Annotated in this window: 23 protein-coding genes; 1 reads left to right on the top strand and 22 read right to left on the bottom strand. The window is 50.1% G+C overall.

Annotated features, from left to right (window positions below):
* Positions 1–65 precede the first annotated feature (65 nt).
* The 6 genes from rpsO to cobO all read right to left on the bottom strand — a co-directional run bounded on the left by rpsO (position 66) and on the right by cobO (position 5,273).
* Positions 66–332, bottom strand: a complete 267-nt coding sequence (rpsO, locus tag C1713_RS07690) for a 30S ribosomal protein S15 (protein ID WP_009442171.1) — start codon at positions 330–332, stop codon at positions 66–68.
* An 87-nt stretch (positions 333–419) separates the two neighbouring features.
* Positions 420–1,379, bottom strand: coding sequence for a bifunctional riboflavin kinase/FAD synthetase (locus tag C1713_RS07685; protein WP_170950804.1), 960 nt, complete (start codon positions 1,377–1,379; stop codon positions 420–422).
* 17 nt (positions 1,380–1,396) lie between these two features.
* Entirely contained in the window at positions 1,397–2,308 is a 912-nt protein-coding gene (gene murB / locus C1713_RS07680; RefSeq protein WP_102493540.1) for a UDP-N-acetylmuramate dehydrogenase, read from the bottom strand.
* Positions 2,305–2,802, bottom strand: coding sequence for a tRNA (uridine(34)/cytosine(34)/5-carboxymethylaminomethyluridine(34)-2'-O)-methyltransferase TrmL (trmL, locus tag C1713_RS07675; protein WP_009442174.1), 498 nt, complete (start codon positions 2,800–2,802; stop codon positions 2,305–2,307). Before trmL ends, murB begins: the two co-directional genes overlap by 4 nt.
* A gap of 107 nt (positions 2,803–2,909) precedes the next feature.
* Positions 2,910–4,562, bottom strand: a complete 1,653-nt coding sequence (gene ilvD, locus C1713_RS07670; RefSeq protein ID WP_009442175.1) for a dihydroxy-acid dehydratase — start codon at positions 4,560–4,562, stop codon at positions 2,910–2,912.
* 174 nt (positions 4,563–4,736) lie between these two features.
* Positions 4,737–5,273 carry a cob(I)yrinic acid a,c-diamide adenosyltransferase gene (gene cobO / locus C1713_RS07665; RefSeq protein ID WP_009442176.1) on the bottom strand — a complete coding sequence of 179 codons (537 nt, stop codon included), beginning with the start codon at positions 5,271–5,273 and terminating at the stop codon, positions 4,737–4,739.
* 54 nt (positions 5,274–5,327) lie between these two features.
* Here cobO and C1713_RS07660 point away from each other — a divergent pair, with 54 nt between their 5' ends.
* On the top strand, positions 5,328–6,953 hold the full coding sequence (locus tag C1713_RS07660; protein WP_102493539.1) for a GDSL-type esterase/lipase family protein: 1,626 nt from the start codon (positions 5,328–5,330) through the stop codon (positions 6,951–6,953).
* Positions 6,954–6,999: 46 nt separating this feature from the next.
* On the opposite strand, the gene queA is transcribed toward C1713_RS07660, so the two are convergent.
* The 16 genes from queA to ftsY all read right to left on the bottom strand — a co-directional run bounded on the left by queA (position 7,000) and on the right by ftsY (position 24,935).
* Positions 7,000–8,031, bottom strand: coding sequence for a tRNA preQ1(34) S-adenosylmethionine ribosyltransferase-isomerase QueA (queA, locus tag C1713_RS07655; protein WP_102493538.1), 1,032 nt, complete (start codon positions 8,029–8,031; stop codon positions 7,000–7,002).
* A 66-nt stretch (positions 8,032–8,097) separates the two neighbouring features.
* Positions 8,098–9,249 carry a SpoIID/LytB domain-containing protein gene (locus tag C1713_RS07650; RefSeq protein ID WP_102493537.1) on the bottom strand — a complete coding sequence of 384 codons (1,152 nt, stop codon included), beginning with the start codon at positions 9,247–9,249 and terminating at the stop codon, positions 8,098–8,100.
* A 15-nt stretch (positions 9,250–9,264) separates the two neighbouring features.
* A complete protein-coding gene (locus tag C1713_RS07645; protein WP_061946847.1) occupies positions 9,265–9,867 on the bottom strand; it encodes an epoxyqueuosine reductase QueH in 603 nt (200 codons plus the stop codon).
* Between the two features lies 1 nt (position 9,868).
* Positions 9,869–10,906, bottom strand: coding sequence for a Holliday junction branch migration DNA helicase RuvB (ruvB, locus tag C1713_RS07640; protein ID WP_009442182.1), 1,038 nt, complete (start codon positions 10,904–10,906; stop codon positions 9,869–9,871).
* A gap of 21 nt (positions 10,907–10,927) precedes the next feature.
* Positions 10,928–11,527, bottom strand: coding sequence for a Holliday junction branch migration protein RuvA (gene ruvA, locus C1713_RS07635; RefSeq protein ID WP_009442183.1), 600 nt, complete (start codon positions 11,525–11,527; stop codon positions 10,928–10,930).
* Between the two features lie 72 nt (positions 11,528–11,599).
* Entirely contained in the window at positions 11,600–12,094 is a 495-nt protein-coding gene (gene ruvC / locus C1713_RS07630; protein WP_102493536.1) for a crossover junction endodeoxyribonuclease RuvC, read from the bottom strand.
* 66 nt (positions 12,095–12,160) lie between these two features.
* Positions 12,161–12,889, bottom strand: coding sequence for a YebC/PmpR family DNA-binding transcriptional regulator (locus C1713_RS07625; protein ID WP_009442185.1), 729 nt, complete (start codon positions 12,887–12,889; stop codon positions 12,161–12,163).
* Positions 12,890–12,921: 32 nt separating this feature from the next.
* On the bottom strand, positions 12,922–14,124 hold the full coding sequence (tyrS, locus tag C1713_RS07620) for a tyrosine--tRNA ligase (protein ID WP_102493535.1): 1,203 nt from the start codon (positions 14,122–14,124) through the stop codon (positions 12,922–12,924).
* A gap of 18 nt (positions 14,125–14,142) precedes the next feature.
* Positions 14,143–16,230, bottom strand: coding sequence for a transglycosylase domain-containing protein (locus C1713_RS07615; protein ID WP_102493534.1), 2,088 nt, complete (start codon positions 16,228–16,230; stop codon positions 14,143–14,145).
* Between the two features lie 298 nt (positions 16,231–16,528).
* Entirely contained in the window at positions 16,529–18,886 is a 2,358-nt protein-coding gene (locus C1713_RS07605; protein WP_102493533.1) for an endonuclease MutS2, read from the bottom strand.
* Positions 18,887–18,944: 58 nt separating this feature from the next.
* Positions 18,945–21,449, bottom strand: a complete 2,505-nt coding sequence (locus C1713_RS07600) for a U32 family peptidase (RefSeq protein ID WP_170950803.1) — start codon at positions 21,447–21,449, stop codon at positions 18,945–18,947.
* A gap of 8 nt (positions 21,450–21,457) precedes the next feature.
* Entirely contained in the window at positions 21,458–22,051 is a 594-nt protein-coding gene (gene scpB, locus C1713_RS07595; protein WP_050343960.1) for an SMC-Scp complex subunit ScpB, read from the bottom strand.
* The gene (locus C1713_RS07590) at positions 22,038–22,766 is read right to left on the bottom strand and encodes a segregation and condensation protein A (protein WP_102493531.1); all 729 of its coding nucleotides are present in this window, start codon (positions 22,764–22,766) and stop codon (positions 22,038–22,040) included. The genes scpB and C1713_RS07590 overlap by 14 nt, the downstream gene beginning before the upstream one ends.
* A gap of 8 nt (positions 22,767–22,774) precedes the next feature.
* Positions 22,775–23,404, bottom strand: a complete 630-nt coding sequence (locus C1713_RS07585) for a site-2 protease family protein (RefSeq protein ID WP_102493530.1) — start codon at positions 23,402–23,404, stop codon at positions 22,775–22,777.
* Between the two features lie 9 nt (positions 23,405–23,413).
* Positions 23,414–23,965, bottom strand: a complete 552-nt coding sequence (locus tag C1713_RS07580) for an NUDIX domain-containing protein (RefSeq protein ID WP_009442193.1) — start codon at positions 23,963–23,965, stop codon at positions 23,414–23,416.
* A gap of 37 nt (positions 23,966–24,002) precedes the next feature.
* Entirely contained in the window at positions 24,003–24,935 is a 933-nt protein-coding gene (ftsY, locus tag C1713_RS07575) for a signal recognition particle-docking protein FtsY (protein ID WP_009442194.1), read from the bottom strand.
* Positions 24,936–24,956: the final 21 nt, after the last annotated feature.

Genomic DNA, 24,956 nt, shown 5'->3' with positions numbered 1-24,956 from the left:
ATCCTTGTTTTCACAATAAAAAAGGACGGGAATCCCCCGTCCTGTATTTTTGCTCCGCTAAGAAGTTACTTGCGAAGATTAAGTTTCGTGATGATGGAGCGATACCGCTCAATATCCGTCTGATAGAGATATCCAAGAAGACGACGACGATGTCCGACCATCTTCAGTAGACCACGGCGTGAATGATGATCCTTCTTATGCTCTTTCAGATGCTCAGTGAGATACTGAATGCGGGCAGTTAAAACAGCGATCTGTACTTCAGGAGAGCCCGTATCCCCCTCGTGCACTGCATATTTCTTGATAATGTCTTGCTTCTGTTCCTGTGTGATCATAAAAAATCCTCCTCATAAAATAAATAACCAATAACCAAGAAAACGTCGGATTACTCGCTATCTGAGTCATGGATACAACTGCGTTATTCATATTACCATAGAAATTTTTTCTTGTAAATGAAAAGTTTTCTGAAATACGCATTCCGCGCATTCTTTATCAGATTTAATTTGTGAAATAAGCGCCTCAACGGAATCAAATCGCGTCTCACTCCGTATCCTTTTATGAAACGATACAAGAATCTTCTTTCCGTAAAGATCTCCGTCAAAGTCCATAATGTGAACTTCCATGCGCCGATCACATAGCCCAAACGTTGGATTATTTCCTATATTGGCAACGGCTGAATAGATACGGTGATGATATACAACCGTTACCGCGTATACGCCGTTCGGCAGAATCTCATAGGATTCGCGGAGTGCAATATTGGCTGTGGGAAAGCCAAGCAGCCGTCCACGTGCCTGCCCGTGTATTACCGTCCCAATCATCGTAAAAGGGTATCCAAGAAGCTCATTTACGTGCGTTATATCCCCCTGTTCGATATAGGTCCGAATGCGCGTACTGCTGATTGGTTCCCCATCGTACAAAACGGATGAACACACAATGGTCTCTATGGTATACCGTTTTCCCATATCGTGCAGGAGCTGTGGTGTTCCTGCACCTTTTTTTCCAAACGTATAGTTTTCACCGACAACAATGTATCGCGGTGAAAAATGGCGGTACAGCAGGTGAATAAATTCCTCGGGCGACGTGTCAGCAAAATCATGTGTGAAAGGAATTTCAACCAAGACATCGACACCCAAATTTCGCAGAATCCGCAGACTTACCTGTTCGCTGCTGATGCGGCGTGGGGCTCCCAAGGAATCAACGATGGTCCGCGGATGATTCGTAAAGGAAAAAACAAACGTAGTGCCATGAATCCTGCTTGCCTGTTCAGCTGCTGTGCGGATGATCTTTTGGTGTCCGATATGCAGTCCGTCAAACATGCCAAGTGCAACGACGATATTTTTGTATTTTGACGCAAAATCAACCAGCTGATGGTATGTTTTCATGGGGGAAAACATTCTCCTTATGGTTCTCCAATGATGCGAAGCTCCGGAAACAGTCTTACGTGATGCTTAGCATATACACGATTCTGTACAGAGTGTATGAGCTGCTGTACATCACGCGCTGTCGCACCGCCTATATTGATAATAAAGCCGGCATGTTTCTGTGAGACCTGTGCCCCCCCGTATGTAAGCCCCTTAAGGCCTGTCTGGTCAATCAGCGTGCCGGCAAAATATCCGGGCGGTCGTTTAAACGTACTGCCGGCGCTGGGATAGGAAAGCGGCTGTTTACTTTCACGACGCTGATTGAGGTCAGACATTCTCTCCAAGATAGACGATGGATCATCCGTACGAAGACACAGGTGGGCTTCGCAAATCGCCTCATTATTCGTGTGAAAAACACTGTGACGATAGCCGAAGTCCAGCTCATCCGCAGAATACCGCCGTACCTCTCCATCTGGTGAAATGGTCTTGACTGCCATGACGACAGATTTCACTTCACCGTCGTAGGCGCCTGCATTCATAAAGATAGCACCGCCGATACTTCCTGGTATCCCACAAGCAAACTCCAAGCCAGAGAGGCCCTTCTTTTGTGCAAATGATGCAATATCTTTCAGAAGAGCTCCAGAGCAGACAATAAGCGTTGTCCCCTCCTGCGTGATAGCTGACATCTGACGACTAAAACGAATCACCAGGCCTCGTATACCGCCGTCTCGGATCAGCAGATTGGACCCATTGCCAAGTACGGTGACCGGAATATCATAGTGTTTCGCTTTCTGTATAATCGCGCGCACTTCTTCTGTGTTATGCGGATAAAATAGAAGATCCGCAGGTCCGCCGATACGAAACGTTGTATGGAAGCGCATGGGAGCGTTTTCAAAGAGTCTTGTCCGTTCAAACTCCTGATAACAGGAATGAATGAATGCTTCATTCATATCTGTGTGCTCCTTCCGTGGCAGCCGTTTCCGTATATACGCAAGTCGGCAAATCGATGCTGCCGCAGAGCTTCAAACGCCACGACGGCAACAGCATTGGATAAATTTAACGAGCGTGCTTCTTCCCGCATCGGAATGCGGATAGTATTGGCTTCGTAATCTGTCAATAAAGACTCCGGCAGTCCCGCACTTTCCTTCCCAAAAACGAGAAAATCGTCTATTTTGTAGGATATGTCACAGTAGCTGTGGCGCGCTTTTGTACTGCAGAAGTAAAATGTATGCTCATGATATTGTTGGTGGAGCGCCGCAAAGGAATCGTGATAGTGAACGCGGACAAGATGCCAATAATCGAGCCCGGCGCGCTTTAAGTGCTTATCATCGGTTGAAAATCCGAGTGGCTGTACCAGATGCAGCTCCATTCCTGTCCCCGCGCACAGCCGTGCAATATTTCCGGTATTTCCAGGGATCTCGGGCTCGACGAGAACAATATGCATATTGTTCGCTTCTCCATTCTTTTCCTGAACAACGCAACGACATTATATCGAATCGGCATCATAAAAACAACCCATAGGAGGAGAATCTCCCATGGGTCGAATCAAAATCACTGCAGAATTGCGCCGGTGTTGGCCGATGTTGTTAACTTAGCATAACGCGCAAGGTATCCCGTTTTGATTTTTTGTTCTGGTTTTACCCAATTCTTACGCCGTTTTTCAAGTTCTTCATCACTGACTTCGAGTTCAAGTCTGCGATTCGGAATGTCGATGGTAATCATATCCCCATCTTCGATCAGTGCGATAGGACCACCTGACATAGCTTCGGGAGACACATGCCCTACACAGGCACCCTGACTTGCACCACTGAAACGTCCGTCAGTGATGAGCCCAACCTTGAGCCCCATGCCTGTAATCACGGCAGTTGGATTCAGCATTTCCTGCATCCCGGGTCCGCCTTTTGGGCCCTCGTAGCGTATGACAACGACATCACCATCATGGATCTTCCCCTCCATGATGGCATTTACTCCCTCTTCTTCGGAGTTAAAGCATTTCGCCGATCCGCGATAGGTAAGCATATCATCTGACACGGCAGATGCTTTCACGACAGCATAGTCCGGTGCAAGATTACCGCTCAGTATGGCAAGACCGCCCTCAGTGCGATAGGGATGATCAACGCTGTGGATGACCGTGGGATCCAGGACTTCTGCGTGTGCAATCCGCTCGCGTACAGTCCCCGTCACTGTCAATGCGTCCAGATGAAGCAAATTCTTCTTGGACAGTTCCTTCATCACCGCAGAGATGCCTCCCGCCTCGTTCAGATCCTGCATGTGATGTGTACCGGCAGGGCTCAACTTCGTAATGTACGGAGTGCGTCGGCTGATCTCATCAAAGAGAGGCGTAGGAAGCTCAATACCTGCTTCGTGTGCGATTGCCGTAAGGTGGAGGACGGTGTTGGACGATCCGCCAATCCCCATATCAACGGTGATGGCATTCTCGAATGCATCACGTGTCATTATATCGCGCGGGCAAATATTCTTTCGAACGAGATCGAGAATAATGGTACCTGCCATCTTGGCGAGCAGACGACGTTCTCCGGTATACGGTGCAGGTATTGTCCCGTTCCCGGGAAGCCCCATGCCGAGCACCTCGGTCAAAGAGTTCATGGTGTTTGCGGTAAAAAGCCCAGAGCAAGAGCCACAGCTGGGACAGGCATGTTCCTCGATCGCCGTCATTTCCTCTGCGTCCATCTTGCCGGCGGCAAACATGCCGGCGGCCTCGAATGCCTGACTGACACTGATGTTACGCCCGTGATGGCGACCTGCCAGCATCGGTCCGCCGCTGACCAAAATGGCTGGAATGTTCAAACGCGCTGCCGCCATCAACATTCCCGGAACAACTTTGTCGCAGTTTGGGATCAGAACAAGTCCATCAAAGCCGGATGCCATGGTAACGGCCTCTATCGAATCGGCGATCAGCTCACGGCTGGCAAGGGAGTATTTCATCCCTGTATGCCCCATTGCAATTCCATCACACACACCGATGGACGGAAATTCAATCGGTGTGCCGCCGGCTGCAGCCACGCCGAGTTTTACGGCTTCCGCAATCGTATTGAGATGAAAATGACCGGGAATAATCTCGTTGAATGAATTGCAGACACCAATCAGTGGCTTTGCAAGATCTTCCTTTCCATATCCATTGGCATGAAAAAGTGAACGATGCGCACAGCGCGTCGCTCCTTTTTTTACAACATCGCTTCTCATAAGGATTCTCCCCCACTTCCACTTCGCTCATGCAGGAAGAATTTTTTCAGCACAAGTGAAGATAACAAATACATGACAGAGATTTTAGCGCATTCCTCCATTTTTTTCAACCGAATATTGCTGCAGTATGTATATCTTTCATAGCACGCTGTTGTCAAATATGCTATAATCGGATTAGAATTCGATCCCTTCTTGCGCCTTGATTCCCTGTTGATAAGGATGTTTGATCAGCTTCATCTCTGTGACAAGATCCGCCCGCTCAATGAGTTCCTGTGCGGCATTCCTGCCTGTGAAAATAAGGTGCATACAGGAAGGTCGTGCGGCGATCAGATCATCCAATTCATTTCGTTGGATAAATCCAAAGGAATATGCATAATTGAATTCGTCGAGGATGACCATATCCCACATTCCCCGTTGGATTTCATTCTTTGCCGTATGGAGAAGCTCCTGCGCGGCCTGACGATGCTTTTCCTCCCTATTGTCTCCGCGCTGAGAAAAGCCAAGGCCCCCTTGTCGAATCTCAATCCGCCCCTGCAGCGAATGAAGTGCCTTGATCGCCTCCAATTCACCGTAGGTTCGGCTTCCTTTAATGAATTGGAGGATCAATACGCGCATGCCATTTCCCCACGCACGCATCGCCATTCCAAGGGCTGCCGTTGTCTTTCCCTTACCGTCACCGGTGTGAACGATAATTAGACCTTTTTTTTTCATATTGACCCCTGCCTTTCTAAGGAGTTTTCTATCATATCATCTTTGGGTGAATCTATGAAGCAATATTTGTTTTTTACAAGTCTCATCTTTTTTATCGTTATCGGATGCATTTTTTTTCTTGAGAAAACCGATTTCCTGCATTTTCGTGAACTTGACATTTCTGCCAAGGTATACGAGGAAGACGGCATCGTCACATTGCGTTGGGAACGCCCTGCATATCCATGCTACTATCGTGTGGATACCTATATCAAGACAACGGGAATGGGCACAGACAAAGCTGAATTTGAGCTTGTTAAGACGGAATTTACAACAACACCTTCCTACCGGATCTCCTCGGCGCCGATTCCCTTTTATTATCGGATCACCGCATACGGTATGTTCGGTGCTCTGACATCTCCATCGACGGAGATTGCTTCCCCCTATTTCGCTGCACAGGCACCTATTCCAATCTACCATTATACAAAAGAACATCCAGCAAGTCTTATGCCCTTTCTCGTTTGGCACAGCATTCCTAACGCGGTTCTCTACGAAGTGGAGCTGCTCTCTGCTCCCCCGGAGCAAGAAGGCGGCATCGTACTTTCCACGAAATACCATTTGACCAGCACTCGCGATGTATTCACGAATGGTTGGCAGGCAGACCTGCGGAAGTTTTCCTCCCATAAAACAATCTATTGGAGAGTCCGTGCCTTGGGATTAAAGCAGGAACCCATCGGCGAGTTTTCTTCCGCTGAGCCGCTTGTCATCGATCAAAATGCAGCGATTCCCGATCGTCCCCTACCGAATATTTTCGATCAGGTCATGAATTTCCATCAGCCAATCTACCCAGTCTACCAATGGATTCCGATGAATGGCGTCCATACGTACGAGGTTGAACTTCTGACGGAAAAACCAAAGCACGACCACGGAACAAAACCTGATCCACACCGTGCCTGGGCACAAACCATCTCCGATGTTAATGCCATTTACGATGAATACGCACGCCCCTATGCCGGTACCTACTACTGGCGTGTACGCGGGCTGGATGCCAAAGGTCATACCGTTGGAACATGGTCGGATGTGGCATCATTTACAGTGAATCCAGCTCCATCGGGACATGTTTACGCTGCGGCACTCGGAGACAGCATCACTCATGGAGGCGGTGCGATATCGAGCTCCCCCGCATTCCTAGAGTACAGCTATACGACATATCTGTCCTTTGAATGTCTCAACCTTGGCCGCAGCGGGGATACATCGCACACGACACTGGAGCGCTTTGACCAAGACGTGCTCCCCCTACACCCGGCCAATCTTTTGATTCTCACAGGCTCCAACAGTCTGCGTGCGGATACGCCTGCACAGGAAATTATAAAGGATCTGGATGCCATCCGAAAGAAATGTTCTCTGCATGGTATACGTCCTATTTTCTTAACGCTGCTGCCGCTGAATCCGGAACGTATCCAGCTGGCATTTCATACTGAAACGGATCCCACGTGGAAAATGAAGTTAAGTCTCATCAATGCGTGGATTCGATCACAGGAGTATTACATTGACATAGAGCCATATTTCTATGATGCAAAGTGGAGTGTCCTAAATCCACTTCTGTCAACCGACGGACTGCATCCGGATGTCAACGGTAAGAGAATGATGGCCGATTTGATCAATCAGCACCATGACCTCCTGAGCGAGCTTCCGGAAAAGTAAGGGACAGTCATACGAAGAGCAACACCTTCGTATGACTGTCCTTTCTTTATGCTCGTGATTGAATCAGCATGGCATCGCCGAATGAAAAGAATCGGTAGTTCTCCTCGACGGCTGTTCGGTACGCCTTCAGGGTAAATTCTCGTCCGGCAAATGCACTGACCAACATAATCAGTGTGGATTTTGGAAGATGAAAGTTTGTAATCACAGCATCAACGATTTTGAACTGGTACCCCGGATAGATGAAAATATTCGTCCATCCCTGCTTTGCTTCGATCATTCCATGGTCGACCGCCGCAGACTCCAGTGTTCGGATGGAGGTCGTCCCCACTGCAATTACTCGTCGGCCTTCCTGCTTTGCCATACGGATCAGGTCCGCTGTCTCGGTCGGTATGGAATAAAATTCACTGTGCATTACATGATCTTCGACCTCATCGACTTGAACCGGACGAAATGTACCGAGACCCACATGTAGCGTGACGAAGCCAAGGTGCACCCCCTTTTTCCGCAGCCGATCCATAAGAGACTCCGTAAAATGCAGCCCTGCCGTCGGTGCTGCCGCAGAGCCTTTCTCTCGGCTGTAAATCGTTTGGTAACGCTCTGGGTCCTGCAGTGTCTCATGAATGTAAGGTGGAAGAGGCATCGTTCCCAAACGATCCAGAATCTCCTCAAAGATTCCCTCATAGGAGAATTTCACAATTCGTCCGCCAAAATTCGTATGTGCAAGCACCTCGCAGGACAGCTCATGACCAAACGTAGTCACAGAGCCGACACGCATTTTTTTGCCGGGCTTCACAAGAACTTCCCATTGATCCCGTTCCAGTTGGCGCAGTAAAAACACCTCAGCCTTTCCCCCCGTAGGCTGTCTTACACCAATGAGGCGCGCTGGGATTACTCGGGTATCATTGAATATCAGAACATCTCCATCCGTCAGATATTCATCCAGCTCATAAAAGTGCCGATGTTCGATGGTCTGTTTTTGGGGGGACAGCACCATCAATCGTGAAGAGTCCCGCGGGTCTGCCGGAACTTGTGCAATTTGCTCCTCTGGAAGAAAGTAATCGAAATCAGAAATATTCATAGATCTCACCTTATATGACTACGGACTGCATAATACAATGTGTGGCTCGGTGTATCCGTAGTTCATTTAGTATATTTTCTCGATGGTTATATCCGTATAGTAGTGCGATAGGATCTCTCGGTCGGTCTTCCCCCGGTCGGCAAATGCCTTGGCCCCCCACTGCGAGAGACCGAGACCATGCCCTCCGCCATAGCCGTGAAAGACAATATCGGACGATTCACGCTGCACGTCAAATAGTGTGCTTGGCAGAGCAAACAGCCTGCGCAAGTCACTTCCTGAAACAACACAATTTCCTTTGTCACCAAGAACTTCAATAAACTGGACGCGGCCGCTCGGACTCCGATCTTTGCTCCCCTTGCCGATACTGAGAGGAGAAAGATGAATCGACTTCATACGACCAATCTTTTTTCCGTTCTCCTCCATTTTTTTCATGAACAGTGCCGTTGAAACACGTTGCGTCCACGGCTTGGTTTTCGTCTGCAGTTCGGATACGGCACGCAGATAAGGTACATAGCTCCCCCACACCTGTTCGGCGGACTCAGTCATACCGCCGGAATCCGTATGAAATACAGCATCAATGATGGCGCCGTGATAAAACATCACTTCTCCGCACGTACGATCAACAGCTTCCGTCGTTTCCTTCGTCTCTGCCGAACTTCCTTCATAAACTTGACAATGCGCAGTATTACACAGATCGAATCCTTGCTCGCTATGGCGATTTCTGTTCTTCAGGGCAAACGTTCGTGCTGCAATACTCTGCGCACGTAAAGCGCCCATCGGCCACGTCGAAGGCATTTCTTTGGGCACAACTCCGTACAAATAATCCTCCGTCAAAACATGGTTGATAACAGTCATACCGTTTTGTTTCAGCAATGTAACATAACCACGATATGGCATATCGTTGATGTAAATGGATTCATCTTCGCCTGCCTGAATGTATAACTGCTTAGCCTCATACAATTTTCCATTGAGTTCAAATGTATTATGAAGGAATCGAACCCGCAGTTTTTCCTTTTGTGGAATCGTCAGAATGGGGCTCTTTTGCTGCTCGTCTGTGTATACATAAAGCGGTGCATTCCTTCCGGAAAATTCTGCTTCCGCGACACCCTGGCTGATTCCTACCGTAATTTCCGGCTGCCACGATGCGGACACAATGCCAGGAACAACGAACAGAAATGTACTGATGACAAGAATACTGCACCGCAAATACAATTTCATTGCTGCACTCCCTTTTCATACGGAAAGCATTTGGCGTTGTCGTTTCTTCTCCCGATTTTCCTTTCGACGAATTTTTTGCAGTTCCTTGCTGTATCGTTCTTCTTCACTAAAAATACATCCACAGTAGGATTGACGGTAGAGCTCCATATCCTTGCTCATATCAATACCTTCCTGCCATCCGATACGAAAGTCTTCGTAGTAGAACGTGATGCAGTACTGATCTGCAAAATATTCTGCAACAGAGCGCATGAGATCATGCTGTTGGTAGATACTGTAGAACAGGGTTGATGTAAAGGCATCGAATCCGTTCTGTGCCGCATAGGCGGCAGTTTCCTGCAGGCGCCATGTATAGCACATACGGCATCGTCCACCGCGCGTATCCTCTGCAGGAAGAGCTTTTTTCAGGAATGAACGCATCTGATATTCCCGATCAATGACAATCGGCATCTGCACCATTTCCGCAAACTGTGCTGCCCCCTGCATCCGTGCTTTCCACTCCTGATATGGATGGATGTTCGGGTTAAAGAAATACCCGGTCGGCTCTATGCCGTCGCTGCGTAATTTTTTTACCGGATAGCAGGAACATGGACCGCAGCACATATGCAAAAGCATTTTCATGTTAGAGTAACTCTCCCTGTCTGTCATCACCGCGTGGATACGGTGCCCCGATGTGTTCATACCCACCCTGTGTCACAACACGTCCGCGCGCAGTACGAGCGATAAAGCCAAGCTGGATCAAATACGGCTCATAGACATCCTCTATGGTCTCTGTCATCTCACTCAGTGCCGCCGCAAGGGTCTTGAGTCCGACGGGGCCACCGGAGAATTTCTGAATCATGACTTCAAGCATATAACGGTCTTTGTTCTCTAGACCACATTCGTCGACTTCCAATGCATCCAGTGCATCGATGGTAACGGAACGCGAAATAATTTCCTCGCCTGCCACTTGTGCAATATCACGCACGCGCTTTAGAATACGGTTGGCAACGCGCGGCGTTCCACGCGAGCGACGTGCAATCTCAAGTGCACCGTCTCGTTCAATATGAACGGAAAGAATCTCAGCGGTACGTTCGATGATGAGCAGGAGAGCGTCGGTCGTATAGTACTCTAACCGCGCCTGTATCCCAAATCGGTCGCGCAGCGGTGCCGATAGAGATCCGGTCTTCGTCGTTGCCCCAACCAGCGTAAACGGTGCGAGGTCTAAACGGATGGATCGCGCACTTGGCCCTTTTCCTATGATAATATCAATGGCGTGATCTTCCATGGCAGAATAGAGTATTTCCTCAACATGATGGGAAAGACGATGGATCTCATCGATGAAGAGAACATCGTGTTCTTGTAAATTGGTCAACAGGGAGGCGAGATCTCCCTGCCGTTCGATGGCAGGCGCCGATGTCTGGCGAAAATTAGCCCCCATCTCATTGGCAATAATGGCCGCGAGCGTCGTCTTTCCAAGTCCCGGCGGGCCACAAAGGAGGACATGGTCGAGCGCTTCTCCCCGCGACAGCGCCGCTTGTATAAATTTGGATAAATTGGACTTTACTCTATCCTGTCCGATGTATTCACTGAGCCGCCGCGGCCGCAGACTATACTGCCAGCCATCGGTGGACTGCTCTTCATAGGAAATGATTTCTTCATCTTCCCCCATCTCAGGCATTGTGTTCCCTCCTCTCCTGGATCAGAGTCGCTGTAGTTCTGCCAATGCATACCGGATCAGCTCCTCCGTATTTTGGCAGGAATGCCTCTGTCGGAATACACGCTGAATCTCACTATCTTGAAAACCAAGCGTGAGAAGCGCTTCTGTCGCTTCAGCGATCATACTATTTTCGGTCTTTGTTCCGACGTTGTTGTCACCTTCCGGCAGATCTGCAACCGAGACATCTGATAGCTTGTCTTTCAGCTCCAATAGAATACGCTCAGCCGTCTTCTTTCCAATACCGGGAAGTTTTGTGATACCTTTTACGTCCTTTTGCTGCACCATACGGTAGAAATCATTTACTGTTGCCGAAGAGAGGATTCCCTGAGCGACTTTTGGTCCGATGCCTGAAATGCCGATCAAATGGAGGAACAGATCATATTCTTCCCGCGAAAAGAAACCATAGAGAAGAATGGCGTCCTCTCGTACATTTGTATGAATGTAAAGCATGACTTCCGCACTTGGACTGATATGTGCACGCGTCTGATTGGAAATGAATACGCGATAACCTACATCATGCACATCAAGAAGGCAATAGTCGGATGTGATATGCGTTGCTTTTCCTTTTAGAAATCCGATCATAAATCTACTCTGCTCCTGTCAAAACAAATCCTCGCGAAGTTCAGCCTTCATTTCATCTCGGTCAACATGAGCCTACAATCGATTGCGCAAGGCAATTGTGTCCATGCAGTGTGCAGCACTGATCGCGACAGCGAGAGCATCCGCCGTGTCATCAGGATGAGGAGCCTCGGGCAGATGGAGGAGTTTTGTCACCATGTAGATGACCTGCTCCTTTGTTGCCTTTCCGTATCCCGTAACGGATTGTTTCACCTGAAGCGGCGTTCTCTCAATCAACAGAAGGTTATTTTTTGCCGCGGCGAGAAGTACGACCCCACGCGCCTGTCCGACCGGTATGGCTGTCGTAACATTGCGATTGAAGAAGAGCTGTTCCACGCCCATTGCATCGGGGCGATATTTTTGGATGAGTCCATCGAGCACTGTATGGATTTTTAACAAGCGCTGTTCCACAGGCATTTTTGATGGTGTTGTAACAGCTCCATAGGCATGTGCATGTAAACGCGACCCATTTTGCTCTACAAATCCGTAGCCGCAAATAGCTGTTCCTGGATCAATACCAAGTACTAACATTGTATATTCCTATGCGATTCCTAAAAAAGTGCAGACACGATGTCTGCACTCAAGGAAGGTTGTCGTCTACTCATCCATTTCATAGTTGCTGTAGACGTTTTGAACATCGTCATTGTCTTCCAGCGCATCAATCAGCGTCTGCATTTTCTCCGCATCTTTGTCAACGAGGTGAACCGTCGTGTCAGGAACCATCGTCACCTCTGCTGATGCCGTTTCAATCCCCTTTTCGCCCAATACAGTCTCAATGGCATCGTAGGCATCCGGCTCAGCGACGATCTCAAAGACATCGTCCTCGGAGCGCATGTCCTCAGCACCCGCCTCCAAAACGAGCTCCAGAAGTGCGTCCTCATCATCAAAGGTATCTCGTTCGACCACGAAAACAGCTTTCTTTTTGAACATCCATGAGACACAACCATCCTGTCCAAGGTTTCCGCCATACTTCGAAAAAAGATGACGCACATCCGCAGCAGTGCGGTTACGGTTGTCGGTCAGAATATCGAGCATTACCGCTGTACCACCCGGACCGTAACCCTCGTAGATCACCTCTTCGTAATTGCTGCCCTCGGTTGCTCCGAGTCCTTTTTGAATGGCGCGATTGATATTGTCCTTCGGAATATTATTGGCCTTTGCCTTGGAAAGCGCCAATTTCAGACGCATATTTCCCGTTGGATCCGCGCCACCCATACGGACAGCAATCGTGATTTCGCGCCCAATCTTCGTCGTGATTTTTCCGCGGATTGCATCATTTGCACCTTTTTTACGCTTGATATTTGCCCATTTTGAATGCCCGGACATTATTTATCTCCTTCCCATCGTCAACGTAGTATTCAGCAAACCAACTGATAGTGCTTCTTTTTTCCTTTTTTCAGCAGTGCTTTCCCCTCTGAAAAAACATCTGCCTGTAAGACATAATGTTCATCCGAGACGCGCGTCTCATTGAGCGTGACACCGCCCTGCTGAATCAAGCGGCGCGCCTCTCCTTTGGAAGAAAAGACGCCCTCGCGCGTCAGTGCATCAATCAGCTTCTCTCCACATGTCACATGGATCTGTGGAACCTGTTCAGAGACACCACCACCGAACAGAGCCCGCGCCATCTCCTGTGCCTTATGTGCTTCCTGCTCTCCATGAACGATCTTCGTCACCTCGTAGGCAAGCACTTCCTTCGAGTGATTCATCTCCTGCCCTTCAACGGACGTCAGACGATGCACTTCCTCCATGGGGAGGAATGTGAGCAGAGAGAGACAGGTCAAAACATCCGTATCATCGACGTTCCGCCAATACTGATAGAAATCATAGGGAGAAGTCTTCTTCGGGTCAAGCCAAAGTGCTCCGCCCGCCGTTTTGCCCATTTTCTTTCCATCGCTTTTGGTCAGCAGCTTATTGGTTAGGCCAAATACGGTAATATTCTTCTTGCGACGGCAGAGTTCGACACCGGCGATAATATTCGACCACTGGTCGTCGCCGCCCATTTCAAGGCGACAGCCGTAGCGTCGGTTGAGCTCTAGGAAATCATACGCCTGCATAATCATGTAGTTGAACTCAAGGAAGGTAAGCCCTTTCTCCCACCGCTGTTTATAGCTTTCTGCAGCAAGCATACGATTTACTGTAAAGTGTGCTCCAACATCGCGGAGCAGATCAATATAATTGAGCTTGCGCAGCCAGTCGCCGTTATCGACCATGATGGCACGTCCATCCGTAAAATCGATAAAGTGCGAGATCTGTGCCCGAAAACAATCGCAATTATGCGCAATGGTTTCATCAGTCATGACCTTGCGCATATCTGTTCGTCCTGAAGGATCACCTACTGTCCCCGTGCCGCCACCGACAAGACAAATGGGACGATGTCCTGCACGCTGCATGTGGGACATGGCCATAAGTGCAATCAAATGTCCTGCGTGGAGGCTGTCTGCCGTCGGATCGAATCCTGTGTAGAATGTCACCTGTTCATGATCGAGCAGGTCGCGCAGTGCAGCTTCGTCTGTGCACTGTGCAAGAAACCCGCGCTCCTTTAAAATATCAACAGCATTCAATGAATGATCCTCTCTTCTCTAGTTTTGTCCTTTTTCTATCCCCATGCCAGGTTCAGGCGCAGCTCCTTGAGACTCGACCGGTGCAGAACGTACGGGTTCCGCAGGAGCAGTATTTCCCCCGCCCTTGGAAGTGCTTCCAGAGGTCTTTCCCTGCTCCTTCTTTTTTTCATCCGCTGCCTTTTTCTCACCAGAGGACTTCTCATGATCGACTGCCGTCTCCTCTTTGGCAGACGTGTCAGAATGGGCCGAACTCCCAGCGAAGCTTCGTATGGGCATCTGAGCCAATGCTTTCTGCATAAATGCCTGCCAAATAACGGCGGGGGTCATACCACCGGACATGCCGTGCAAGTCACTGACACTGTCATTTCCGATCCACACGCCGGCAACCAGATCCGGTATATAACCGACGAACCATGCATCATGATAGTCGCTCGTTGTGCCGGTCTTTCCTGCGGCCGGGCGTCCGATGTTGGCGCGCGTACCCGTCCCGCGCCGAATGACATCTTCAAGCATCGCCGTCAGTGCCGCCGCATTGTCCGCTGACATAACACTCTTTTCTTTGCGCTCTGCTTCTTCGAGTACCTTCCCGGTACGCGATACGACACGCAGAATAGCAACGGGTTTGACGTGGATGCCACGGTTGGCAAATGTACCATAGGCGCTGGTCAGTTCCAGCGGGGTTACACCGCGCGTCATTCCGCCCAGGGCTGTTGCCAGATTACGGTCATTCGTCGCACCATCCAGGACAAATGTGGAAATTCCCATCTCCTGCGCGTAAAAAATTGCTTTATCGATGCCAATATCCTGTGCGATACGAACGGTTGGAACATTGAGCGACCAGCGTACAACATCGCGCAGGCGAACCTTGCCGGAGAAGTTGCGGCTGTAGTTTTGCGGCTCCCAAGAACCGACCTTCAGCGGCTTGTCTTCGATGATGGATTCCGGCGTATACTTGTTCTCGAGAGCAGCGGCAAAAACGAAGGGCTTAAACGCTGAGCCAGGCTGTCTGACTGCCTGTGTCGCACGATTGAACTGATCCGTTCCACGTCCGCCAACCATCGCTTTAATATAGCCCGTATGCGGATCGATGGCGACCAATGCTCCCTGTGGCTGAACGATCCCATTAACATCCGTAAAGTAGGTCGGCAGATTCTTCATCGCCGTCTCTGCCGCGGCCTGCATATCCATGTCGATGGTTGTATATATCTTCAGACCGTCCTTGTAGATCGCATCATCTCCATATTTCTCTGCCAGCTGCTGGAGAACGTAGTCCACAAAATAGGAGGCACTCTTGCCGCCATCATTTGTATTTTTTGCAATATGCAGCGGCTCCTTCTTTGCCGCTGCGGCTTCACTGTCACTGATATAGCCGTACTTAACCATCTGATCGAGCACGACAGCCTTGCGCTCTGTCGCCGCATCCATATTGTTGACCGGCGAGTAATAGTTCGGACTCTTTGGAATCCCCGCAAGCATGGCACACTCATTGAGTGTCAAATCCTTGGCATCCTTGCCAAAATAGGTGCGTGCCGCTGCCTGAACACCGTAGGCTCCCTGTCCAAAGTAGATCTGGTTCATGTAGAGCTCAAGAATTTCCTGCTTCGTATACTGCCGTTCCAGCTGCAGCGCGAGGAATACTTCCTGTACCTTGCGCTTCAGTGTGCGATCCTGTGTCAGGTAGGCATTCTTCGCAAGCTGCTGCGTAATCGTAGAGCCGCCTTCCGTGACAGTCCGGCCGCGAATATTTGCCCAGATCGCACGTACAATGCCACGTGGGTCAATACCGATATGATCATAGAATCGATTGTCCTCCACCGCAATAAAAGCATTTTGGAGGTTTTTGGGGATTTCATTGATGCCAATCGGACGACGATTCTCCGCCGCATGGATATTCGCAATCTCATTTCCATGAATATCGTAGATCTGCGACGATGCCGGCGGAACAATGTCCTCTGCAAGATTTGATCTGGTATTCAGACTCGCCGTCAGGAAACCACAACCGACGCCGATGACCATGACGAACAAAACCAGTCCTACGACGAGGAGCATCTTTCCCAGGGAAAACCCTGACGACTTCTTCGTTGCTTTCTTTTCGCTCTTCTGCATGGATACCTTCCTAACCTAGGGAAGCACGATAATTTTAGTGCCATCATCTTGACGCATCTTTATCGCCCGTACTTTGGGGGGGGGGGGGAATCTAGTGCAGAGTCTCACTCTGCGTCCGGTTTTCCACCTCGTTCGGACGAAAAAATACGCCAATCTGACAGATTTCATTTTGTCAGTGATTCCCAAGATGTGTCCATTGGAGGCGCTTTGTGCACTCAATTTCTCTATTGTAACACAAAGTTTGTATTTTGTAAGGAGATTTTCTCAAAAAGCGCGCGTCAAGAGGAGTTTTTCACTTCTATTTCAGTGTAACAACGGTTGCACCCGTACCACCCTCAGCAATATCAGCAAAGGAGAACGAGCGGATGGATTTATTTCGCTTAAAGTAATCACGCAGCCCAAGGCGCAGCGCGCCTGTCCCCTTTCCATGAATGACCAGCACAGTGGAAAGCCCTGCAAAGACAGCATCGTCGATGAATTTCTCAAGAACTGCCTCAGCCTCCAATACGGTCATGCCACGCACATCAATCTGTGGGCGAACCTCTGCCGATTTTTGCGCCAATGAACCGCCGATGCGTATCTTGTTGATCTTTTTTTTACGCTTTGGGTGTCCGACAAATGTGCACGCATCCATCTTGACCATGGTACGCAGACCGCCAACTTGAACACTGAGCTCCTTGCCCTGCACGGAAAGCACTGTACCCTCCTGGGCAAGCGTACGGATGTAAACCGTATCCCCGCTTTGGATCTCACCGGGGCGAACGGGTCTCCCCTCCGCAGGAATTTTCGGCGATATATTGTGCACATAGGCCTCATTCAGTCTTGACCGTGCTGCTTGAATCGCTTTTTGACGTTCCTTGATGCCATGGTCATCAAACTGTTCCTTGAGCGACTGAATGGTCTCCTCGGCACTTCGTCTTGCCTCACGTACAATGTTGTTGGCTTCTTCGCGTGCCTTATGGAGGAGTTCCTGCTTCGACTGCTCAAATGCAGCACGTTCTGCACGAAGGCGTGACTCAGCCCTGCAAACATCCGTTTCTTTTTTATAAAGGAGCTGATTTTTTTCCTCATAAATCGTCTTGGCACGTTCCAAATCGTGAACAACGGTTTCAAACTGGGCATGATCCTCGCTTACATATTCTTCCGCCCGTGCAACGATCTCCTCCGGCAGACCGAGTTGGCGGCTGATGGAAAAGGCGTTGCTTGCCCCCGGTATACCGATGAGCAAACGATAGGTCGGACGGAGCGTCTTGATGTCAAATTCAACCGATGCATTTTCAACGCCTTGCTGTGTATATGCATACGTTTTGAGATCGGCATAATGCGTTGTCGCAACAGTAGCAATGCGATTCATAAGGAAGTGTTCGATGATACTCCGCGCAAGAGCAGCGCCCTCATCAGGATCAGTTCCCGCGCCGACCTCATCTAGGAGCACCAGGTCGCCAAATGTCGCTCGATCGATGATGCGTACAATATTGCGGGTATGCGCGGAAAACGTGGATAAACTCTGCTCGATGCTCTGCTCATCTCCAATGTCCGCAAAAATATTTTGATAGATCGGTATCTCCGAGCCTGACTCAGCCGGAAGAAAACAGCCGGACTGGGACATCAGCGCAAGAATGCCGAGGGTCTTCATGCTAACCGTCTTACCGCCGGTATTCGGCCCCGTGATCAGCAGTGTGGAAAAAGTTTTCCCCAGCTCTATATCAATTGGAACGACCTTGTCCGGAGGGAGCAGCGGATGCCGCACTCTTCGCAGATGCACATACCCGTCTCTGTTCAAAATCGGTGGATAGGCGCTCATCTCACGCGCCAAAGAAGCACGAGCAAAAATGAGATCGAGATCGGACAAAATCGTGCAGTTGGCAGACAAAACATCAGCAGAACGGGCAATTTCACCGGTCAATCGCTGCATAATACGCAGGATTTCCTGCTCGCGTGCAATCCCCATCTGACGCACAGTGTTATTCAGCTCGACAATGGCGAGTGGTTCGATAAACAGTGTCGCGCCGCTTGCAGATTGATCGTGAATGACACCTGGAAATTGGCTGCGATATTCCTGCTTGACCGGGATGACATAGCGTTCATCGCGCACGGTGACAATAGCTTCCTGAAACATTTTTTGATAGGCTGCATCGTGAAGAATGGAAGAAAGCCGCTCCTTTACCCGCGACTGCGCCGTACGCAGCTCATTCGCGATGCGACGAAGGACGGGGCTGGCATCATCGCGAAAATTTCCGTATTCGTCAATCGCTGCCTTAAGATTCCGTTCCAACATGCCCAAGATTTCAATGCGCCGTGCCAAGTCTTTCAGCAGCTCTGCATCAGCAGACAGATCGCGGAAAAAACACTTCACGTCTCTCATGCCGCCAATGGTGCTCTTGACCAAGCGCAGCTCATCCAGCTCCAGCAGAATACCACGACCTGCCCTTTTAAGAATCTCCTGCAGATGATGGATGTCATCAAATGGAGGCGGCTGAATCTGCGCAACCCGCACTGCCTCTTCGGTCTCCCTCTGAAGCCGTGCAACGTGATCATAGTCGGAAGATGGCATGATACTTCTGCATCGTTCTTTCCCATAGGCTGTGGCGGCATACGATGCGAGTCTGGTTTTTATTTTTTCGTATTCTAAAACCTTAAATGACTCCGTGTCCATAAGTACCTCTTTTTATCGAGAATGCGTCAAAATAATGCGACAGAACTAATCGGTGCTTCTACAAGATTCCACGAAAGTAATGACCGCGTGTAATGTCATTTCCTTCCTGCATTTGCAGGCGCTTTTCTTCTTCCTCAGTTAATGGCAGAGATAATTTCATCGCATCCCTGTAGGCAGAAACCGTACGCCGCAGCTCATCCGGTGCCGTGCCGCGTCCCTCGATGCGCAGGGTCGTAATCCCCGCACGTAAAATCTTCGGAACATGTGGGAGGAGCGACAGCTTCTTGCTGTTCAATATATGCATACGACAGAATTGATCGGTTACAATGGGAAAATCGATCCCCTTGCGGTCATGCAAAGAATATCTTCCTTTTCGGCATGGCATCGTGCACTGTCCCTTATCTAAATCGCCGAGAAAACTTCCGAGCACACAGTATTCCGATACCATCAACGGCAAGCGGCCGCTGACCATCATGCTGAGCGGGATGGCAGAGTCATGGGCGAGCCGCGCTGCCTGTTTTTCGTTTAACTCTGGCGAAATCGTTGCTTCCTTAAAGCCATAAGACTGCAAAAACTCAATGGTTGCCCTATTGTAGCTGATCATTGATGCATCTGCATGAAGAGCAGCAGAACAATGCTCCTGCGCGAGATGGGCAGTTCCAATATTATGGACATGAAGAGCAGCAGGCAATTTGTTTTCAAAATGTGCCAGAAGATCTACTAACGCAGAACACTCACCTTCATGAACGATACGTGGCGTGTTATAGTCAATGCGTACGTGATGCGCCTGTGCATAGTCCCAGACAGTATCATAATCACGCGGCTGCAGATGGCGCCCCTCATAGGACTCACCGCCGTAGAGAAGCCCATCTGCACCGCCGGAAATTGCCGCTTCGGCAGCCGCTAGGGAATCCACAGAGACCATCAATTTTGCAGGAGGTGCAGGCGGCACATTCTCTCGCACAGGAACTGTGATTCGACATATCTTTTTTTTCGCCTGAAAACGGCTAGTGCGTACCTCTTCTAGTGCGGCAATAGCTGCTCTGCGAAGTTTATTCAGTTCGCTGACGGGAACCATTACTTCCGGATCGATCTCGCAGGTGAGTTCTTTCATGACAAACGCCGTTGTTCCCAGGCGTTCCATCTGTGCTTTTGCTATCTCGTCGGTGAGAGGACGCTTTGTCGCGCGCACTGGCAGGTACTCACTTTTTTCATCGACACAATTTCCTGCATCATCTTCAATATGGAGGGTCAGCGGAGCTTGTACTTTGGCATGAAGGTGCATGGCGACAGGAATCTTAGCAAGAGCATCCGCTGCATAGGAACGACGCGCTGCCTCCATCAGTTTTGCATCATAGACCTTGAAGGCTCGGTCATGCATACGTACACGTCCACGGATCCGGAAGGAGACAATATCCCCCGCGGATGCTGCCGGACACTCGCGCCCCTCTTTATCATAGAGATGTTCGATCTCCGCAGAAACGCGTCCTCCGACTTTGACCCAGAAATCCAGCTGATCGCCAACAGCAAGATCACGGGCAAGTTTCAGCGACACCATTTCCGTACGGGCATCATAATCGACGACACGGCCGACCAAGAGCCCCCGATTGTTCGGACGGCGGTCACTCATCATCTGCTTTCCTTGGTATCTTTCCATGTATGCTGTTGTGAAGTCCCGATTAAACACCTGCGCCAGATGATCGCGATCATCATCGTCGATCGGTGGATTTTTTTCAGCTAGATAGTGATCGATCGCCTTTCGGTACGTGCGGACAATGGTCGCAACATACTCAGGACGTTTCATCCGCCCCTCAATCTTCAGCGAATATATTCCTGCGTCGAGCAGCTGTGGAATCAGATCAACGGCATTCAGATCGCGCGGAGAGAGCAAGAAATTCCCGGCAGAATCGCCGAGCACATCTCGTCCTGCCTCATCGATCAGTGTATATGGAAGGCGGCAGGGCTGTGCACAGCGGCCACGATTTCCACTGCGCCCGCCGATCATGCTGCTCATCAGACATTGTCCTGAGTAACAGACACAGAGTGCGCCATGCACAAAGCATTCGATCTCAACACTGCTCTCACGGCATATCTTCTGTATCTCAGGAATGGACAATTCCCGTGCGAGAACGACGCGGGAAAACCCAAGCGCTGCAAGAGCCTTTACCCCTTCACTGTTGTGGATGGTCATCTGCGTACTCGCATGCAGCGGAAGAGACGGTGCGATTTGCTGTGCCAGACGTGCCGCGCCGAGATCCTGTACCAATACAGCATCTGCTCCAACCGAGGAAAGAAAGGATAGGTATTCCTTTAACTTAGGGAGTTCCTCATTGTCGATGATCGTATTGACAGCGACGTGTACCTGAACGTTCTTCAGATGCGCATAGCGGATGACATCGCTCAGTTCCTGCTCGTCAAAATTGGCCGCATAGGCACGCGCACCAAACATTTTTCCCGCGAGATAGACGGCATTCGCTCCATTTTCAACAGCAGCATAAAAAGCCTCTTTCGTTCCCGCAGGCGCGAGCAGTTCTACCAATGATTCCACCCCTTTATTTCGCATAAGCTAAGTTATTCTTCTTCCGTAGAATCCGATGCCCCCTGCATCTCCTCAAATAGACGCAGCTGGTCATCATCCAGCGTCTTCTTTATATCGTCGATGTTCGGTAAGGCAGGAAGATCCTCTATCCGCGCTAGGCCAAAGGAGCGCAAAAACAAATCTGTCGTTCCATACAGAATGGGACGCCCGACGACGGGTTTACGTCCCATTTCACAGATAAGTTCCAGCTCCATCAACCGTCCAATGGAGCGTTCGGCGCGCACCCCGCGGATGTGTTCTACCTCCTGCTTGGTGATGGGCTGCCGATAGGCAATAATGGAAAGGGTTTCCATCGCAGACGAGGACAGTGTCGGCTGTATTTTTTCAGCGAGCTTCTGCACCCACGGAAAGGCACTGGGGTGCGTCACGAGCTGATAGCCGCCTGCCGATCTGCGCAAAAATATTCCGCGCCCCTGCGCAGCGATATCGCGTTCGAGGACGGTCAGCGCCTCCTGCACCTCCCACTCCGGAACCTCGATGATCTCTGCCAGTTTTGAGAGTGGAAGCGGTGCACCTGCGGCAAACAGAACGGCTTCAAGAATACTCGAGCGGCTAAGAGACTGCACTGCTGCCCTCCTTTGTTGAAATCGTAATCACATGATACAGACATTCCTGCGTAACGAGTACCGTCTGCATCTTGACGAGCTCCAGCAGTGCCAAAAAGGCAGAGAGCAGCTCTTCCCGCGTTCCGCTGGGAAACGCGTCGCTCAGTTTCATGCGGCCATGATGTGTATGGAGAAGAGACAGAATATCCGCCATCTTATCCTGCACACGATACTCCTCCGCTGAAATGACAACCGTCGGGATGCGTGGCTTCTCCTGCGCGCGCAGGACATCCGAAAAAGCCCGCAACAGCGCATCAGGAGAAAGACCAAGCAGCGGCATGCGATGCGCAGGGAGCGGCATGGGAGAGCGTTCCACATAGGGACTTTGTGCATCGTTCATCGTTGCGAGAAGCAACGCGATTTCTTTAAATCGACGATACTCCAATAGACGTTCGACAAGTTCCCTGCGCGGATCTTCTTCCTGCTCCTCATCCGTTTCGGCTGGAGGAAGCAGCATACGGGCTTTAATCCGCAGCAATGTTGCCGCCATGACCAAGAACTCGCTGGCATATTCAATATCGAACTGGTAGAGCTTGTCAATATGATCTAGATACTGGCGCGTCAAATCGGCAATTGGAATATCGTAGAGATCGATCTTATTCTTTTCAATAAGATGCATGAGCAGATCCATGGGTCCTTCAAACGCATCTAATTTGACCAGATAGTCGTCCTTCATGACACAACCTAAAATAGGAGTGCCGACCCAAGCACTTTATAGAATCCGTAAACCAATCGAAAAAGCGGCATCAGTACAACGCTCAGAATCGGTGTGGCAATAAATACGATCAAGATGAGAATACTGTATCGTTCTATCGACTGATAACGATAAGCAAGATCCGGCGGCAGCAGGTTGCGGAGAATATGCGAGCCATCGAGCGGCGGAATAGGAAGCATATTGAAAATGGCGAAGTTCACGTTGTAGACAAAGATCATCTGTATGATCGTATAGGTGATCTGCGAGACATCAAGGCGGTGTGCATTGATCAGCAGCATAACGTAAAAAGCCACAAAGCCGAGGAACAAATTCATCATCGGCCCCGCGAGTGATACGAGGATATCGTCACGTTTGGGTTGACGAAAATTGCTTGGATTGATCATGACCGGCTTTGCCCATCCGAATCGTACCAAGAAGAGCATCAGGAGACCAATGGGGTCGATATGGGCCGTTGGGTTCAACGTCAACCGCCCCATGAGACGCGGGGTAAAGTCCCCCAGAGAGACGGCGGCACGCGCATGCGCATACTCGTGAAAGGTCATTGCAATGACAAGCCCGGGAATGCCGAGCAGCATTTCCTGTAAATCAAATCCGAACATCAATATCTCCTATGACTCGATGGGACAATGCGGCGCTGCCATCATCAGCGAGATGATGGTTTTGGCATCGATGATTTCTCCTGTATTGACCAGATGCAGTGCTTCTTTTAGCGGCATTTGTACCACATTGACAAACTCATCTTCATCCGTATGCTGTCGTCCGGAGGAAAGCTGACGTGCGAGGTACAGATGAATGTACTCATTCGAAAAGCCGACGGTGGTTGCAATCGTCGTCAGTTTATCGTACTGCTCCGCCGTGTAGCCCGTCTCCTCCGACAGCTCCCGCCGCGCACAGTGCAGTGGATCTTCCCCTTCGGCATCAAGCTTTCCGGCAGGGACTTCCAAGGTAACCTTGCCGATCGGGTGGCGATACTGCCGCACGAGAATAACATTTCCATCGGGGAGGAGCGGAAGTACGGCCGCAGCCCCCGGATGGCGAATCCACTCGCGCACCCCCTCTTTTCCGTTCGGCAGACGCACTATGTCGCGGCGCACATGAAGCAGCGTGCCGTCAAATATATCCTCGCTGCGAACGGTATGTTCGATCAGATCTTCATCCATCGACGATCCCTTCTTTCGTTACAGATACCTGTCTCTATTATGCTTCTGCATCTTCGCGTTTGGCAAACAGTGCGTTGACGAAATCCTCCGCATGGAAGGGACGTAAGTCGTCAATGCCCTCGCCTACGCCAATCCACTTGATGGGAATGTCGAGCTGCGCTGTGATGCCGATCGTGACGCCGCCCTTCGCCGTTCCGTCCAGCTTGGTGAGGACGACACCGGTGACAGGGGCTACCTGTGAAAACAATTCTGCCTGGCTAATCGCGTTCTGCCCCGTCCCTGCATCGAGAACAAGCAGTGTCTCATGGGGAGCCCCCGGGACCTCGCGTCCGATCACACGGTAGATCTTCTCCAGTTCCTGCATGAGATTGGACTTTGTCTGAAGGCGCCCCGCCGTATCCACGATGACAAGCTCCGTTCTGCGTGCCTTTGCCGCCTGAAGCGCATCAAAGACAACGGCGGCGGGATCCGATCCTTCGCCGTGTTTAATGACCTGAACATCCGCTCGCTTGCCCCAGACCTCAAGCTGCTCGATGGCGGCCGCGCGAAACGTATCTGCCGCCGCCAGCAAAACACTTTTGCCCTGATGACGATAGTAGGCACTCAACTTCCCGATGGTCGTCGTCTTGCCGACACCATTTGTCCCAACCACCAAGATCACCGTTGGAGGTTGATCCGCCATGGGCGTATCACTCTCTCCACGATCCAAGATGCGAACAATTTCTTTTTCCAGAAAAGGAATCAAGTCATCCGGCGTCTGAATTTCCTTATTTCTGATCCCCTTTCGTACAGATGCAATCAGCATCTCCGTCGTCTTGACGCCTACATCGGCCATCAAAAGGGTTTCTTCCAGCTCATCGATGAGATCGTCATCAATATCAGCATAGCCAATAATCAAGCGTTCAATGCTATGGGTAAAATTCTCCCGCGTCTTCGTTAAGCCTTTTTTCAGGCGATCAAAGAATCCCACGACAACTCCTTTCTCTGAGGA

Source organism: Centipeda felix, assembly GCF_900186465.1.
Lineage (GTDB): Bacteria > Bacillota > Negativicutes > Selenomonadales > Selenomonadaceae > Centipeda > Centipeda felix.
This window is presented reverse-complemented; position numbering and strand designations above follow the sequence as displayed.